Raw genomic sequence first — 13,856 nt, forward strand, 5'->3', positions numbered from 1 at the left:
ATGCAGGGGCCAATGGCCCCTGCTATTGACGCGTTATATTTCCCGAGCGAGAACGAACAGGCGGACAGTCCAATAGACTGCTTGGAGCGCTCGAATCATTTCTTCAGGTAGATAACGATTTATAAGTATCTTCATATAAAGATGCTCAGAGAGTTGGCAGGAACCGCTACCTGCAAAGGTGCGGGGTGTCCTACCCGTCTAGCAACTCAACCCGCCAAAAAAGAAACTTATCAACGCAACTCGTTAAATAATGATTATTTCCTAATTAGGGAAAAGCTCAGAACTAACGTCTTTTGACAAGTATTCTTGCTTGACTGGTCTGTCACAGAGCCATACTCTTTGAAATTCCGGTATCAAAGAAGCAAAACCTCGGGTAGTTGGGAAGGATGCTAACACAGCTTTTCTGACGTGGAACAGCCAATGCGGCACATCCGAGGAACACAACAAAGCCCGGCCCCGCCCGGGCTTTGTTGTGTCTGACGCCAGTGCGAGAGCGCCGATTTGACACCGCTGCCTGAAACACAAGGGTTTCGTTGAGGCGTTGATCAAATTTGTTTACCGATAACGGTAAACTTTCGTAAACACTAGTAAACACTATGTCACAAAAACTTTCCGACAGACGGTCATCAGCAACTAATTGTATCAAACAAGGCGCTCGCCCCATCTTCCACACTTTACTGTGGAAATATGTACGAATACCGCATAACCATTTATGCCCGCACACTCTCAATAGTAAAACATGCCTAGTACGTAACGCGCTTTAATACCCCTGCGAGGGATGCAGCCCATGCGCTGTTCGTGGAAAAAGCAGCCGCGTTGGAAGGTGCCGGACTCGGCCCGTGAACGTGTGCAGCGATCTGAACATTCATCTGTTCCAGCAGGTCGAGCACATCGCAGACCACCTGGAACAAGTTCACGCGGTCCGAGCCGATCCAATTCTTTGGCGCCTGCAACCGTTGGCTGGCTACTGCAACGCTTTCACGCAAGCCTTCGATCCTTTCCTGCATATCGCCCCCCACCGTAACGTTGTGCTTCTGCCCCACAACTACATTCAGATCCCGGCCCGTCGCCTGGTGCAGATCGTCCACCGCCGCCAGGCTCGCGGATCCACCCGACATCAGTTTGAGCGCGCCCAGCGCCTCGATCTTTTTCACACCACCCACCGTCTCGGTCGAGTGGTCATCGATCGTCTGCGTGTGGCTCTGGAACTGCTCGCGGTTGTCCAGGGCTTCGACTTCGCGCTCGATCGCTTGATCACGGATCTTGCCATCGGTCTGGCGTAGCCAGTTGCCGTCGGCATCGACGCGCTGTTGGGCGGCCTCGCTGTGCTGCCACACCTGATCACCCTTCGGCACCTTGGGCATGCTCAACCCGTGCGGCAAGATCGATTGGATGTAGGGCTTGTTCGGTAGGCCGTAGGCGAAGCACACCACGACCCGCGTGCCCTCCTCCGGAAAGGCATAAATGCCCATTTCCTCGCCACCGGTGGGCAGCGGTAAAGGAACGCCAGTGAGCGGCGGCATGGCCGGATCTGGCTCGTCATCCGGACCGAGTACGACAATGTCGACGGCGTAGCGCGGACGGAAGTCGTCGCACAGTCCGGCATCCGCCGGCGCATCAGCCACGGCGGTAACCCGGGCAAAACGCGGCAGGTGGTAACCCCCGGTGAGTTCGGGGAATTGGCGCTCTACAGCGCGGCGGATTGCGTCTTCCATCGGATAGCCATCTGGTCGTTGGCAAGCGACACCGTGGTGATGCGCTCGCCGTTATTGATTGTTGCACCTGGGCGCAACCCGGGAAGGGCCGCGACCATCGCGCTCTGGTTGCCCTGGTAGCCGTCGAACAGCTCCGTGGGAATTTGCAGCGGCGCACGTGCGCCGAAAAAACTGTCGGCCCAACTGCCAGCAAACACTTCACCGTTGCCCAGCTGGTGCCAGGTGAAGTCGGGAATGCTGAACACTCGGGCCAAACTGTCCATAGCCTGGTAACCGGCAGCGAGGCTGTAGAAATACGGCGCCTTCACGCTGGCATAAGGCCGATCGGGGACCCGAAAGCGCAGCCCGGTCTGTTCGCTGACCTGGGCAAGCACAGCGCGCAGATCCACATGACGCAGGTTCAACGGCAGCGGGTTGGCCAGCACGGCGGCCAGCTCCCGGCAGAACAACACCTGCTCGACCGCGTTGGCGGCGGTGCAGCGCTCGATGTAGCCGATAAAGTGCCGTTGCAGCGTGCCCTCGTTGTAGCCGATATCCAGCGTCACCAGCCCTTTCAGCGGCGCAGGGGATTGAACGGTGAAATTCGCCCGGCCGGGGCTGGTAGCGTCCAGCCTGACGTCTTCCTTGATCAGCCGGATCGGCGCGCCATTGATGGCCAATACCTTGTGCAGCTTCACGTCTGCTCACTCCCAAGCCACTTATCCACACGGCCCAGCACTTTTTCAAAGCCGCTCAGCGCAGGATTGTCGTTGGTTGCGTCACCGGCGGCGCCTTCGCCGACCGCACCGCCCGGGGCGCCTTGGGCGTTGACCTTGTTGCCAGCGCGCCGGCCTTCGACTTTCTCCGGGTTCGATTCGCGCTCGCTCAGTGTGAACTGCACCAGCCAGGCTTTCAGGGTGTCCGCCTCCCGCGCACTGACGCCGTCGGAGAACTCCACCTGGCGTACGCCGAAGGCCTCGGCCGTGTCGTTCACGATCCGGTACAGATGCAATTGACCGCCGTCGGCGGTGGATTCCGCCATGCGCATCAGATCCGTCAGCTGGGTTATATCCACAAAGGGAATCATCAGTGAGACGGCCAGCGTCTTAGGCTTGAAGCCTTTGTGAGCCTTGTCAGTGTTGCTGGTCTGGCCGGACATATCGCCGCTTTCGATTCGCAGGTTGGCCGTGACTTTGAGGTTCTTGCCTTGGACTTTTTGCCCGTCGAGTAGCAGCGTCATAGGCCCACCAGTTCCTGGACGAAACTCAACCCTTCTTTGCTGCCGACCAACAGCAGGCCGGCGCACTGAATCCATTCGTGGCCCGGGGCGTCGCCGGCCAACAGTTCGCGGCGTAATTCGCCGGCAGTGCCCGGGCCGATCAACCGTGCGCGCATGCTGACGTCAGGGTTTCCCCCAGCCAGTAGCTTTTTCAGGTCAGCCAATTGCTTATCCCGTCCCTGCTGCTGGGCACTCTTGCGCGCTGCCAGCGCTGCCAGATCGGCCAACGGCGAGCTATCGGCGGCGTAGCCTTCCAGCACGGCTATTTGCCCCGCCATGGACTGTTTGGCAGCTTTAACCACCGTGCAACGTTCCAGCGGCAAACCTTGCCAGCGCGGCAGCGGTCCGGCGCCGGGGATCTCCCACTTTTCGCTCTCCAGTTTCAGCAGGTGTTGCGCCCGGCGCTCTGTGCGCACTAGGTCAGGGATAGGCAGCAGTGCATTGAATCTCGCCAAGCTGCTGGCCAGCTGTTCCAGACGCGTGCCCAGAAACAGGATCGACAGCGCGTATTGCGGCCCGGTGGGGCGTCCGCTGTCGCTGGCGTCTTCCAGTTTTTTGGCGAGATGTTCCAGCGCGTTGGGCGCGGACAAAAAGCGCTGATAGCCCGCGCCCTGGCCAACGCCGCTTTGAAATGGCGTCACGACCAGGCACGCCGGAACCTGCCCCATCTGCTCGGCCAGCGCTGCGCGTCCGGCCGCGATCGCGCCTTTTGCTGCATCACCGACCGGCCCCGGGTTGGTGTTGGCCAGTCCACTCAGGCCAGCCAGGCGCTGGGCGGTGCTGGCCAGTTCGCCACCGGCTAGATCCTTGGCTGCTGACAGCCCACCCATCCATTGCGTGGCCTGCTCCGGCCAGCGCATCGTCACCGGTGCCCAGGTCATGCCGGCGGCGTCCAGGTGATGGCTTTCATCGCCTTCAGATTTTTGTCTTTTTGAGCCTTCGCCAAAGCTTGGCGCAGTGTTTCCGCGTGCTGTTGCGCCGCTTGCCGGAAGCGCACCAGGTCAAGGCTGACTTTCTGCAATTGTTCGATGGTGTGCGGCCGGAAAGTCATTACCTGATGAGCGTCATAACATGGATAAACATCGTCCATCCCTAGTAGCACTTGGCCACTCAAGTTCACCTGGTCATCGATCGCACTGCCGTAGCGGTATGGCTCACCCAATGCGCTGGAGTTAAAACCGCCGGCGATGTACGCCGCGCAGTCGTTGGCGATCGCTTGCAGTTTTTTGTCCCGGAGTGCAGCCAGCACGGCTTCAATGTCGTCAACCCATTCGCCGTTTTTCCAGACTTGGTTCGGTCCGGGTTTTTTCATGGTGAAACCGGCGGGCACCGGTTCGAAGCCTTCCAGCGTTCGCGGCTCGCCGGTGTCGGTGCTGTACACCACGACGCCACCGAAGAAGTCCACAAGCTGCCAGGCTTTGCCGTTCCACCACGCGGCTTTGTGTTCCGGGACTGCTGGTGGTGCAGACTCCACGCAGCCACCGGGGATCAGATACACACCCTCTTCCAGCGGTGATTCTTCAGCCTTCACGGCACCAATAAAGATGCCGAGATAGTCGGTCTGATAAACGAGTTTGTCAGTCATGCTCGATCTCAATACTTGATGCAGTAATAAAGGGCCATGTTCTTCGGCCGGGTTTCGGTACCGCCATTGGCGGCGACGGTCACGGCGTGGGTGTGGGCACCGCCGCCACTGACACCAACGTTGTGCGCATGCTGGCCAGCGGCACCGATGCCGACGTTGTGTGCGTGGTTGCCCTGGTAGTCGGTTCGCATCGGTCGCCCGTCGGCATTCTTACCGCCGCCGATCTCAAGCTCCGTCCAGACACTGCCGCCTGCTGGGTAACCAACGTTCACGCCGGCACCGTTGTCGACAGTTCGGAACCCGTGGTCATGGTTACCCTGGGCATCAGTCCAAGCGCTGTGGACGTGGTTGCCTTGCGCATCTGTCCAAGCGGTGTGCAAGTGATCACCTACTGCAGCGGCCGAGGCTGTGTGAGCGTGTAAATGCAGAGCCATGTCCTGAAACGATCCGAAAGCCCGGCCGGGATCGACGCCGCGACCGTCATCAAACGCACGGGGGAACAGACCGCGCATGTCCGGCACGTTGAACGTGGTTGTTCCGTCACCTGCCCCGTAGTGCGTGCCGATGCGTGCGAATAGGCCAGCGAAGGCAGTACGCGAGATAGCGGCGCCGTTGCATGCAAGCCAGCCCGCCGGCGCCGAATACATGCTGAAGCCGGCAACCATGCCGGTCATCGAGTCGCCGACTTGCTTCTGCAGTTTGTTCAGCGCGGCAGTCGTCGCCAGAATCTCGCTACTGTTGGTGGTTGGGTCGTCGCTCTTTGCGTTGGGCAGGTTGCCGAGTCCGACGTCTTCTTTGGTCGTCGCCCGGGCGCGGAGATTCGCGTAATCACCCTCACGCGCCGCGAAGTGTTGAACGAGTGGCCCGGCAATTGGCTCCGGCTGGCGCTCATCCCAGAACGCTGTCGGCGACGTGTAATGGGCGATCGGCACGCAGTAATGGCGCGCGCCTGCGGCGTCGGTGTAGTCGGCCTGTTCGCCATAGACGACTTTCCACGTCGCTACCCGATCGCTTAACTGCCGTTCCAAGCAGACGTCAAGGGTGATTTTTCCTGCAGGGATAGCGCCGGTGATTGGCAGAGCCTTCGCCAGTGAAACCCGGATACCTTCGATATAAGCCGTACCCGCACCCAATTGGAAGCCGCTTTCGCCTTTGCCGAAGGCCAATGAGTTACCGAAAAAGCAGGCGCGGCCGTACAGCTCTCGATTGCTCAGGCGCTCGCGCTCATCGATGCCGGCAAGACGCACCGTAAAGTCATGCTGCCAGGTGCTGGCGTCAATCGTGATGCCTGTCAGTTGCATGGCACCGTCATAGGCCACCAGAAAGTTTCGGGTGACGTTGTTGCCGATCTGCTCCGGTGGGATGTTCTTGCGCTTCTGCTGCAGTGGCACCGACGACGCGGCGAACAAGATGCCGTCGGCGTCCTCGAGGCCGACCCAGTTAAAGTCCCAGTCGCCAACGTCAGACCCCAACTGTGCGCTGTACACCACCTGGTTCGGATTCACGAAACCCGCGTTCTTTTCCGGGATGGTGTAGACGTGAACAATCTGCGCAGCCGGTGGCTTGCCGGCAGCGCGATCGAGCGGCGCGGTCGGATCAAGCCCGGGTACATTCGCAAAGATGAAGCGGCTGACGATCAGCGGCTTTTGCTGGCTTTGTTTAAGGGCGATTTGGCTTTCGCCGGCCAAGGTAATACTGGCGCTCACGGTGCGCTCCTACAGGCTGGCAACCAGCGTTTGCTGGTCGTCGTTGAAGTCGATCAGGGCGATTTGCAGCCCTACGGGGGTGATGGTGACGAAGTCGTAGCGCCGGCACGTTCGGCCGTACTGCTGGATCAGCACGCGCAGAAGTTCGGGATTGAGCGACAACTGAGCGTTGCTGAACTTCAGCAGCACCACGTCCCAATCGCGGTCGGGCTGGCGTTCCTCGATCTCGACGTAACCCACGCCCAGTCGCTCGAAAATGCGTTTCAAACCGGCAGTGCTGCCGGCGTCGACTGAGTTGATAAACGCGTACTTCACGCGCAGTCGAAACAGGGTCTCGGGTTCGCCCTTGAAGCGCGTCACGTCCCGCTGCCAGGCCCACAGCTCAAGGATGCTCATGTGGCAGGTGTCGGGATCGATCTGCGAGTAGGGCCAGCGCAGCCACCCGGTGACGGTTTCCCACCACGCCTGTGCAGCCGCGACCAGTTTTGAAAGCTCGGTACCGCCCAGCCAGAACGGCAGTTTCAGTTTGTTCATTGCAGGTTCACCTTCAGCGAAGTCAGGCGCGGAATGTCCAACCCGCTGGTGATGTCGACGCCAGGTGTAAACCGCAATGAGGCGATATCGGCAAACTGCTGGTGCAATTCCTCAGCCAGTCGACTAAAGCTGAAACGCGACTGGGGGTAGGTCAGCGTCGGCTGATAATCGCGGGGCGTGCTTTCCCGAAACGCGGCGCGGATGAATAGCTCGATCTCACTTTTCAGCGTGTCGATCTGCTCGGCGCTCAGATTTGGTTGCGGCCAGAGCGTCATCGCAACACTCACGGGTACTTCGGGCATCACCATGGCCAGCAGATCATCGCCGTGGCCATGGTTGCCCTGGTCGCGAATGTGCGAATTGATTTGCTCCAGGTAAGTCGCCGCCGGCACACCTGCATCAAACAACACAAAGGCATTCGCGCTGCCCGGGCCACGCGGTGCGCCATGTTCGAAGTAAACGCCGTCTGGACGCACGCCCGGAAAGGCCGAGATCATGGCGCGATACACCGCGTCGGTGTGCCACTGATTCACGGCCGAGAACTGGTTGCGCACGCGCAAACGCAGCTGGTCGTTCGGTTCCGGATCCGCACCTGGTGACTCCAGCCAACCGTCCTTGTTCACTACCTGAACAATGCCGGGGATGGGCACCGGCAGGATGGCGTAGTAACCCGGGGCGAGATTGAAACCGCTGCCGGATTCGATCGCCTCCACCGGGACTTCCAGCTGCAGCTGGCCCGCGACGAACGTCGCCGGCGCCGTGGTAATCAATTGGTACACGTTGCCGTTGATGGCGGCCGACTGCACCACAATGCCCTTTTCCAGTTCCATCACGCCGTCCGGTAAAGCGCGGGTGAACAGCAATTTCCCTTGCGCTTTGGTGGCGCCTTTACGCTCGACATTCACCGCCCAGGCGAGCATGTCCAGCCACGCGTCCACCGCCGTTTTCACAAAGAAGTTCGGCAGCACCGTCAGGCACAGAAAGTCCAACAGCCACAACACCGGTTTGGTCACCAGCGCAGTCATCACCCGCCAGAACGGCGAATAACTGCTAGTGTTCGCCACCTTCGCGCCCTGGGCTTCAACCTCCTTTTCCCACGCAGCCTTCAAACCGGCCTCGGTGGTCGGGATGCCGGCATCGGCGATCACCTTTTTAAAATCGACCTGGCTCACAGACTTACCTCAATCGAACCGAATTTCAGGGTTTTCGCAGTGACCAGGTACACGCCTGGTTGCTGCTGGGTGATGCGTGCCGTGCCGGGCACCAGGCGCTGATCGTTCTCGACCAGCAGTTCCAGTTGCTGGATGCAGTCGCGCTGCCGCAGCCGATCGCGTTCAGCGACCAGCGTCACCAACAACCCGCTGTCGCGGATCATGTGAGCGATGTCTTGGGCGATGCAGGCGCGGTCATCGATGAGCAAAGGTTGATGCGACGGATCCAGTGCCAGGTCGTTGTCGACGATCAACAGGTCTACGTATTCGCTCATCCGCCAACCGCCATGGCGACCATGTTTTCCATCTCCAACGGGGTCATGACCTTGCCCGTGTGAATGTTCACGTTCTCCACATGCGTGCCCTTGGTCTGGCTGCTGTTGTTGTTCTGAATGCTGGTCAGCAAGCCGCCGGGCGGCACCGCCGAAGGGCGCGCCGGCGAAAGGCTGGGGATTGCCGCGTTGATGGTTTGCTGGGCTTTCTGCGCGGCGTTGGCGGTGTTAGCGGCATTGGTCGCGGCATCGACGCCGGGCACTTCAGGCATGCCGCCGAAACGCGCTTCGATGTTCACGCCCGGGATGCTGTTCAGCAGCTCGATCACACCGTTTACGGCCTTGGTGAAAATGCCGACGATGCTGTCCCATGCGGCCTTGGCCATGCCTGACCAACCGCCCATGGAGTTAAACCAGTCGGACAGCTTCTGCAGCTTGTCAGCGACGAACTGGAACGCGGCCGTGTTCATCAGGGCGGACGTCCATTCGTCCCAGTAGTGAACCGCCGCGACAATGACCGCCACCAGGGCGAGAACCCCGACCACGATCCACACCATCGGGTTGGCCAGCAGCGCCGCGTTGACCAGCCAGATCGCGCCCTGCCACAGCAGCATGGCGCCGCGTACCAGTGCTAGGCCGGCGCTGAGCGTGTAGATCACGGCCATGTAAGCCAGGATCGCCAGTTTCTGCAGGACGAAGCCGGCGACCGTGCGCAGATTCAGCAGCTGTACAACCTTCCACACCGACACCAGGCCAAGCCAGGTCATCCGCGCCACGCCCACAACGACGGTCAACAAAGACATGGCGCCAATAATCGCCATGATGGTCAGTGCGGTGATGCCGATCACCCGGGTGATGTTGGGAAACAGCTGCGACCAACGCACCAGGGTTTTGCCGATGTCGACCATCTTGTTCATGAACGGCGTCAGCACCGGGATCAGCACCTGGCCAAACACCACACGCATGACCTCGACCAGAGACGCCCACTGCTGCCACGGATCGACCATCGCCCGGGCCATCTGCTCGGCGTTCTCCAGTCCGCGCACCTTGCCCAACTGCTCGATACCGTTACGCAGTCGATCGGTGTCCTTGGCCAACGCGCCGATCACCTGGGCGCCTTCCCCGCCGAAAGCCTCCATTAACTTCGCCCCGGCTGACGCGCTGGTCAGATCACCGAACTTGCCCTGCAGCTTGTCCAGAATCGCCACCATCGGCAGCACCTTGCCCTGCTGGTCGGTGAACTTCATGCCGAGTTTTTCAGAAGCCGCGCCGATGTTCTCGAAGAACGCTTTGTAGCGTCCGCCGGCGTCGCCGCCCTCCATGGTGCTGCTGAGCGTGCCGATCACCGCCATCTGTTCGGCAAGGTCGACGCCCGATGTGGTGGCGATCGCGCCGGCCTCCTTGAAGGCGTCTTTCATCGCGGCGCCGCTGGTGCGGAACAACTGCACCGCCAGCGCCGTTTGCCCGCCAAGCTTTTCCACCCATGCACCCTTCCCCATCGCATCGGCCTGGGACTTCTGCAGGTTGTAGAGCGTACCGACGTATTCGCCCATGGTTTCGGCGTCGGACTTGGTGGCTTTCGCCAGCAAGTTGCTGGTGTTGGTGAACGTGGCGAGTTGATTGCCGGCAAGCCCTTTGATGGCGCCCTCGATCAAGTAAGCCGAGGCCACAAAATCCTTGGCGTTCTCGCCATAGCTCACCGCGAACTGCAGCGACTTGGCATTGAGTGCCGACAACGCATCCTCAGCCACGCCCAACGATCGGACGTCGCCCAAGGCGCGATTGACCTCCAGCGCCGGTTCCATGGACTCACGGATCCCGACCACAGCAGCGGTCACGCCGCCCAGGCCAAGCCCGATCGTCTTTATGTGTTTTTCACTCTGATCGGCAAGCTCGGAAAAGCCCATTTTCACCTTGCCCAGAGGCGCGGTGACCTTGTCCTGCAAGCTGAGAATGAAAGCCAGGCTGGCGCTACGGTCTGCCAAAGTCGTTACCCGTTCAGCGCAAGGGCGATGCCGTTAGCCACGGCGAACTCCATGCGTCTCCAGTGTTCGTCCTCCAGCCACTTGGCCGTCCCCATCGCCTCGGGCGTGGGTTCGGCACCAGGAAGCCAGCGGTTCGTCAGGGCCATCAACTGGCCCAGTCCGTTTTCGCTTAGGCGCTCAGCGTGCTCGAGCGCTTTTTTACGATCACCTCAACGTTGGGCGCGTACTCCTCGAGCAGCGCGCCGGCGATCTGCATCACCATCACCGGGTTGCCCAGCAGCGGTTTCAGCACGGCTTTTTGTTCCTGCTGCACAGTGGTCATCAACAGGTTGTTGCCCGGGGCGACCTTGTTGGTTTGGGTCAGAGCGTTGAAATACTTGGTGACGTCGGCCGGGGTCAGGTTGAAGGTGAATTCCTGTTCGCCGACTTCCAGGGTGATTTCGGTGTTGTTCTGTTGGCTCATTGGGTAGATCTCTTGTTGAGGTTGGGAGAAGTGGTGTCCTGGTGCGCTGGCGATCGCTGGCACACGCCACGGACGTATTGCTGCAGTCCGAGAATCATTTGCCGGCTTAGGGCGAGCTGATTACGGAGGGTGAAATAATCCGGTCGAGCGTCTGCTGCGAGTTCGGCGCGTCCTGCATCAGCCATGCGGGCGGTGCCGGCGGTGGCGGGCACAGATCCGGTGGCGGAACAGGTGGCGCGGACGAGCAACCGGCCAGAGCCATCGCTAACAGCGCGGCGCAGGCGCTCGTTTTCAGTGAGTGCATCGGTCAATTCCTTGGCGTTTCGTTGGTCGATCGCATCCCGCTCAGCGAGCATTTCGCCGCTGATTCGGGCCGCTTCACGCAGGCCGTTCGCTTCCCATTGCACGCTGTCGCGCTCGCGCCTGGCGTCGTCGCGCTGATCGGTTACCCGATCGAACGCCACCCACACCAGCACGGCCACCAGCAGCACGAAAGGCGCCAGGCGCAATGGGGAAAGGCTCATCGCAGGCACTTCTCCATTTCAGCCAGCCGGCGGTTGTGCAGGCCTTGAACGAAGCGCTTGCGGCCCTGGGCGTCGGTCACGTACGCCCATACCGGTGTCTTGCCGTCCGGTGCCCAGGCCAACGCCCTGCAGCCGTCAGCAATGCGGCCGGCGTTGATCAACGCCACCGCCCGACTGGCGCAAGTGCTGGGCACACCGACGTTGTGTCCATGGCTGGTCAGCGCGTCGAAAGTGTTCTGGCTCACGTCCGGGTTGGTGATGCAGTCGGCCAGCTGCAGCTGGGTTTTGCGGATCACCAGCTGCTCCACCTCCGCGCAACGATCGGGCGACCAGTAGTCACCGACTACCACCGGGAACGGGCTGGTGTATCGGGTGATGCCCTTGCAGACAGTGGGCAGTCCGCTGGCCAACTTGTCGGCATAGACGGTGTTCTGGCCACGGCCTTCCCAAGTGCCCAGGAAGATCACCAACGGAGCGCTGGCCAGCGCAATCACACCGGCTTGAATCCTGCCACGCAGGCTCATGGGAACCACACCCGCAACAGTGCCGGCACAACCATCTGCAGCACAGAAGCGACCACCGTGAGAATGGTCAGCAAGCGGCCGACCTTGGCGCCGATGTCGTTCACCGCGACCGTCAGGGTCTGCTGGCCAGCGTTCAGTTCCGAGAGTTGACCGGCCATGTGTTCGAACCCCTGCTCCAACTTGGTCACGCGGGTAGGCACCGTTTCGTGGCGGTCTTCCAACTCGCTCAGCCGGTGTTCGAACACAGCGAATCTCTGCTCCAGCGTTCCGAGGCGTACGGTTTCAGTCGTCATCAGCGTTTACTCTGCTCAAAGCCCGTCTGGCACGGGACGCATCGCGTTTTACCGCCCAGCGCACGGCGTGCCGGCGGGATCTCTTTGTCGCAGTCCTCGCAATGGGTCAGGCTTGGCCCGACCGGCACAGGCGTCAGCAGTTGGGCCTTGATCGCCTGGTCACGTTGGCGTTGTTCCAGCTCCTGGGCGCGGTCGAACCAGTCCACCATTAACGGATCCCCTCGATCTCGGTAGCGTCGAGGTACGGAACGCCGTTGATGTGGATAAAGTCGGGACTAGTCACGTCAAACGGCACTTTGTGCTTGGTCTTCTCGCCGCCTTTTGGATCGATCGACAGCAAGCTGGAGATCTTCACCTTGCAGCCGAACGCCTCCACGCGCAGTTCCTCGTCTTCGCCGGCCTTGGCGAAAAACACTGCGTCGAACGGCTTGAGCTTGCGGAAGCTGCCCGCCGATCGCGCCGCGTCGATCAGCAACTGAAAGTTGGAGCTATCCAGTTCCAGTTCGCCGGCAGCGGCCACGTCGCCCTCTACGTAGCCGTCAGGCACGCCCCGGGTTTGGGCCACAGCCGAGTTGTCGGTAATGTCCAGGGTGCAGCTCTCGACGTGCAGCGACAGATCGCCCAGGCTCACGTCGAAGTTCTTGCCGCCAATTTTTGCCATGGGGCGTTACTCCGTTTTGTCAGTGGAAAGATCCAGAGCGATGTTCGCCGTGAGGTCTTTCGGGCAGTTGAGGGGTTTGAGCTTGATGTAGGCCGCGACCTTGGTTTTGCTGAGCCATTCCAATACCAGGTCGCCGTCTTTCGGCGGCTCGATATCACCGGGGAACACCTCGCCGGCGAACTTGACGGACTTGGCCATGGCACGCAGCGGCGCCATCAGTTGATTGGTGTTCACCGCCATGCTGTTGGGTGTGCTGTTCAAGCGGCGATCAGCGACACGGCGGATCAGCAGCGGACGGATCAGGCGCGCGGCCTTGTCGGTGATGCGCAGGTACTCCACGACCTGAAAGTCGCTGCCCGGGGTGTCCAACATGTTGCAGTCGCCCCAGTACACGCCCGGATAGTCGGGGTAGGTCTGGGTGACAGAAAACCGCGCCCGATCCAGTTCACTGCGCACAGCGGACGGCAGCGGAATCAGCTCGCTATCAATAGGCACGTCGCCAAGCCCCAACACCGGGCCGGTGGCCACGCGCATCGGGCTATCAGCAATGCTCACAGCCGAGTTGGCCAAACGGCCAGCCAGCACGCCGAGATCATTGCCGTGCAGTTGCGGTACCGGCGAAACGCGCGGCGCTGCCAGACCCGCTACCAACGCTTTTTGCTCGGTGAGGTACTGCGCCCAGGTCTGGTCGACGGCGATGCCGGCACTGCTCGCCAGAAAGAAAACCCGGCGACCGTAGGTGTTGTTCAGGGCGACGGCCGCGTCATGCATGGCCAACAGTTCCTCACCCTTTGTCACGGGTTTGGTGACAATTACCCCTTCCACCGACACCCCTTGTTGCTGGGTTTTCTCCAGAGCGGTGGCCCAGTCGCCTTCGGGGCCGATCGGGGCCGCCATGCAGGCCCAGCGCTGGCCACCGTTCAAACGTGCGGCGGTGATTTGGGTTTTCAGATCGCTCGTCGGGACGCCCAGGGCGGCGTCCAGATCGCTGTCAGTGTTCAGCGGAATGATCTGGCCGACGTTTTTGGCGGCGGGGCCGATGAAAAGAAAGTAACGCTCAACCTCTGTCACGGCGCCCTGGCCTAGATTGAGATTGTCGACGGTGACTTGACCGAGTGCCATGCA

The 13,856-nt window shown here is 60.8% G+C and carries 18 protein-coding genes; all 18 read right to left on the reverse strand.

Annotated elements, in window-relative coordinates; all coding sequences use genetic code 11:
• Nucleotides 1-743: 743 nt before the first annotated feature.
• Genes RMV17_RS19750 through RMV17_RS19835 form a run of 18 tightly spaced genes read right to left on the reverse strand, consistent with a single transcriptional unit; the run spans nucleotide 744 to nucleotide 13,853 of the window.
• Nucleotides 744-1,715, reverse strand: coding sequence for a hypothetical protein (locus RMV17_RS19750; protein ID WP_311881906.1), 972 nt, complete (start codon nucleotides 1,713-1,715; stop codon nucleotides 744-746).
• Nucleotides 1,688-2,392, reverse strand: coding sequence for a hypothetical protein (locus RMV17_RS19755; RefSeq protein ID WP_311881908.1), 705 nt, complete (start codon nucleotides 2,390-2,392; stop codon nucleotides 1,688-1,690). Before RMV17_RS19755 ends, RMV17_RS19750 begins: the two co-directional genes overlap by 28 nt.
• Complete coding sequence (locus RMV17_RS19760; RefSeq protein ID WP_311881910.1) at nucleotides 2,389-2,934, reverse strand: DNA-binding protein; 546 nt, start codon at nucleotides 2,932-2,934, stop codon at nucleotides 2,389-2,391. The genes RMV17_RS19755 and RMV17_RS19760 overlap by 4 nt, the downstream gene beginning before the upstream one ends.
• The gene (locus tag RMV17_RS19765; RefSeq protein ID WP_311881911.1) at nucleotides 2,931-3,854 is read right to left on the reverse strand and encodes a hypothetical protein; all 924 of its coding nucleotides are present in this window, start codon (nucleotides 3,852-3,854) and stop codon (nucleotides 2,931-2,933) included. The genes RMV17_RS19760 and RMV17_RS19765 overlap by 4 nt, the downstream gene beginning before the upstream one ends.
• Nucleotides 3,851-4,558: a hypothetical protein gene (locus tag RMV17_RS19770; RefSeq protein WP_311881912.1), complete on the reverse strand. Its 708-nt coding sequence runs from the start codon at nucleotides 4,556-4,558 to the stop codon at nucleotides 3,851-3,853. Before RMV17_RS19770 ends, RMV17_RS19765 begins: the two co-directional genes overlap by 4 nt.
• An 8-nt stretch (nucleotides 4,559-4,566) precedes the next feature.
• Entirely contained in the window at nucleotides 4,567-6,264 is a 1,698-nt protein-coding gene (locus RMV17_RS19775; RefSeq protein WP_311881914.1) for a phage tail protein, read from the reverse strand.
• A gap of 9 nt (nucleotides 6,265-6,273) precedes the next feature.
• A complete protein-coding gene (locus RMV17_RS19780) occupies nucleotides 6,274-6,798 on the reverse strand; it encodes a phage tail protein (RefSeq protein WP_150708049.1) in 525 nt (174 codons plus the stop codon).
• A complete protein-coding gene (locus tag RMV17_RS19785) occupies nucleotides 6,795-7,970 on the reverse strand; it encodes a baseplate J/gp47 family protein (RefSeq protein ID WP_039756543.1) in 1,176 nt (391 codons plus the stop codon). The genes RMV17_RS19780 and RMV17_RS19785 overlap by 4 nt, the downstream gene beginning before the upstream one ends.
• Nucleotides 7,967-8,284: a DUF2590 family protein gene (locus RMV17_RS19790; protein ID WP_311881919.1), complete on the reverse strand. Its 318-nt coding sequence runs from the start codon at nucleotides 8,282-8,284 to the stop codon at nucleotides 7,967-7,969. Before RMV17_RS19790 ends, RMV17_RS19785 begins: the two co-directional genes overlap by 4 nt.
• Nucleotides 8,281-10,266 (reverse strand): phage tail tape measure protein, encoded by a 1,986-nt coding sequence (locus RMV17_RS19795; protein WP_311881921.1) that lies wholly within the window; start codon nucleotides 10,264-10,266, stop codon nucleotides 8,281-8,283. Before RMV17_RS19795 ends, RMV17_RS19790 begins: the two co-directional genes overlap by 4 nt.
• Nucleotides 10,267-10,271: 5 nt before the next feature.
• Entirely contained in the window at nucleotides 10,272-10,412 is a 141-nt protein-coding gene (locus tag RMV17_RS19800) for a DUF6890 family protein (protein WP_039013052.1), read from the reverse strand.
• 23 nt (nucleotides 10,413-10,435) lie between these two features.
• Nucleotides 10,436-10,729 (reverse strand): putative phage tail assembly chaperone, encoded by a 294-nt coding sequence (locus tag RMV17_RS19805; protein WP_311881926.1) that lies wholly within the window; start codon nucleotides 10,727-10,729, stop codon nucleotides 10,436-10,438.
• Nucleotides 10,726-11,253 (reverse strand): lysis system i-spanin subunit Rz, encoded by a 528-nt coding sequence (locus RMV17_RS19810; RefSeq protein ID WP_311881928.1) that lies wholly within the window; start codon nucleotides 11,251-11,253, stop codon nucleotides 10,726-10,728. Before RMV17_RS19810 ends, RMV17_RS19805 begins: the two co-directional genes overlap by 4 nt.
• Nucleotides 11,250-11,777: a glycoside hydrolase family protein gene (locus RMV17_RS19815; protein ID WP_311881930.1), complete on the reverse strand. Its 528-nt coding sequence runs from the start codon at nucleotides 11,775-11,777 to the stop codon at nucleotides 11,250-11,252. Before RMV17_RS19815 ends, RMV17_RS19810 begins: the two co-directional genes overlap by 4 nt.
• Nucleotides 11,774-12,070, reverse strand: coding sequence for a hypothetical protein (locus tag RMV17_RS19820; protein WP_128615521.1), 297 nt, complete (start codon nucleotides 12,068-12,070; stop codon nucleotides 11,774-11,776). Before RMV17_RS19820 ends, RMV17_RS19815 begins: the two co-directional genes overlap by 4 nt.
• Nucleotides 12,070-12,279 carry a TraR/DksA family transcriptional regulator gene (locus tag RMV17_RS19825; RefSeq protein WP_116256721.1) on the reverse strand — a complete coding sequence of 70 codons (210 nt, stop codon included), beginning with the start codon at nucleotides 12,277-12,279 and terminating at the stop codon, nucleotides 12,070-12,072. The genes RMV17_RS19820 and RMV17_RS19825 overlap by 1 nt, the downstream gene beginning before the upstream one ends.
• Nucleotides 12,279-12,731 (reverse strand): phage protein, encoded by a 453-nt coding sequence (locus tag RMV17_RS19830; RefSeq protein ID WP_039756525.1) that lies wholly within the window; start codon nucleotides 12,729-12,731, stop codon nucleotides 12,279-12,281. The genes RMV17_RS19825 and RMV17_RS19830 overlap by 1 nt, the downstream gene beginning before the upstream one ends.
• Nucleotides 12,732-12,737: 6 nt before the next feature.
• Nucleotides 12,738-13,853 (reverse strand): DUF2586 domain-containing protein, encoded by a 1,116-nt coding sequence (locus RMV17_RS19835; RefSeq protein ID WP_311881937.1) that lies wholly within the window; start codon nucleotides 13,851-13,853, stop codon nucleotides 12,738-12,740.
• Between the last annotated feature and the right edge of the window lie 3 nt (nucleotides 13,854-13,856).

The sequence above is a fragment of the Pseudomonas sp. VD-NE ins genome (assembly GCF_031882575.1).
Taxonomy (GTDB): domain Bacteria; phylum Pseudomonadota; class Gammaproteobacteria; order Pseudomonadales; family Pseudomonadaceae; genus Aquipseudomonas; species Aquipseudomonas fluorescens_BZ.

Coding starts and splice junctions, on each gene's coding strand:
- RMV17_RS19750 (WP_311881906.1), bottom strand. CDS start 1,715: ATGGAAGACGCAATCCGCCGCGCTGTAGAGCGCCAATTCCCCGAACTC.
- RMV17_RS19760 (WP_311881910.1), bottom strand. CDS start 2,934: ATGACGCTGCTACTCGACGGGCAAAAAGTCCAAGGCAAGAACCTCAAA.
- RMV17_RS19765 (WP_311881911.1), bottom strand. CDS start 3,854: ATGACCTGGGCACCGGTGACGATGCGCTGGCCGGAGCAGGCCACGCAA.
- RMV17_RS19770 (WP_311881912.1), bottom strand. CDS start 4,558: ATGACTGACAAACTCGTTTATCAGACCGACTATCTCGGCATCTTTATT.
- RMV17_RS19780 (WP_150708049.1), bottom strand. CDS start 6,798: ATGAACAAACTGAAACTGCCGTTCTGGCTGGGCGGTACCGAGCTTTCA.
- RMV17_RS19790 (WP_311881919.1), bottom strand. CDS start 8,284: ATGAGCGAATACGTAGACCTGTTGATCGTCGACAACGACCTGGCACTG.
- RMV17_RS19800 (WP_039013052.1), bottom strand. CDS start 10,412: ATGGCCCTGACGAACCGCTGGCTTCCTGGTGCCGAACCCACGCCCGAG.
- RMV17_RS19805 (WP_311881926.1), bottom strand. CDS start 10,729: ATGAGCCAACAGAACAACACCGAAATCACCCTGGAAGTCGGCGAACAG.
- RMV17_RS19810 (WP_311881928.1), bottom strand. CDS start 11,253: ATGAGCCTTTCCCCATTGCGCCTGGCGCCTTTCGTGCTGCTGGTGGCC.
- RMV17_RS19815 (WP_311881930.1), bottom strand. CDS start 11,777: ATGAGCCTGCGTGGCAGGATTCAAGCCGGTGTGATTGCGCTGGCCAGC.
- RMV17_RS19820 (WP_128615521.1), bottom strand. CDS start 12,070: ATGACGACTGAAACCGTACGCCTCGGAACGCTGGAGCAGAGATTCGCT.
- RMV17_RS19825 (WP_116256721.1), bottom strand. CDS start 12,279: ATGGTGGACTGGTTCGACCGCGCCCAGGAGCTGGAACAACGCCAACGT.
- RMV17_RS19830 (WP_039756525.1), bottom strand. CDS start 12,731: ATGGCAAAAATTGGCGGCAAGAACTTCGACGTGAGCCTGGGCGATCTG.
- RMV17_RS19835 (WP_311881937.1), bottom strand. CDS start 13,853: ATGGCACTCGGTCAAGTCACCGTCGACAATCTCAATCTAGGCCAGGGC.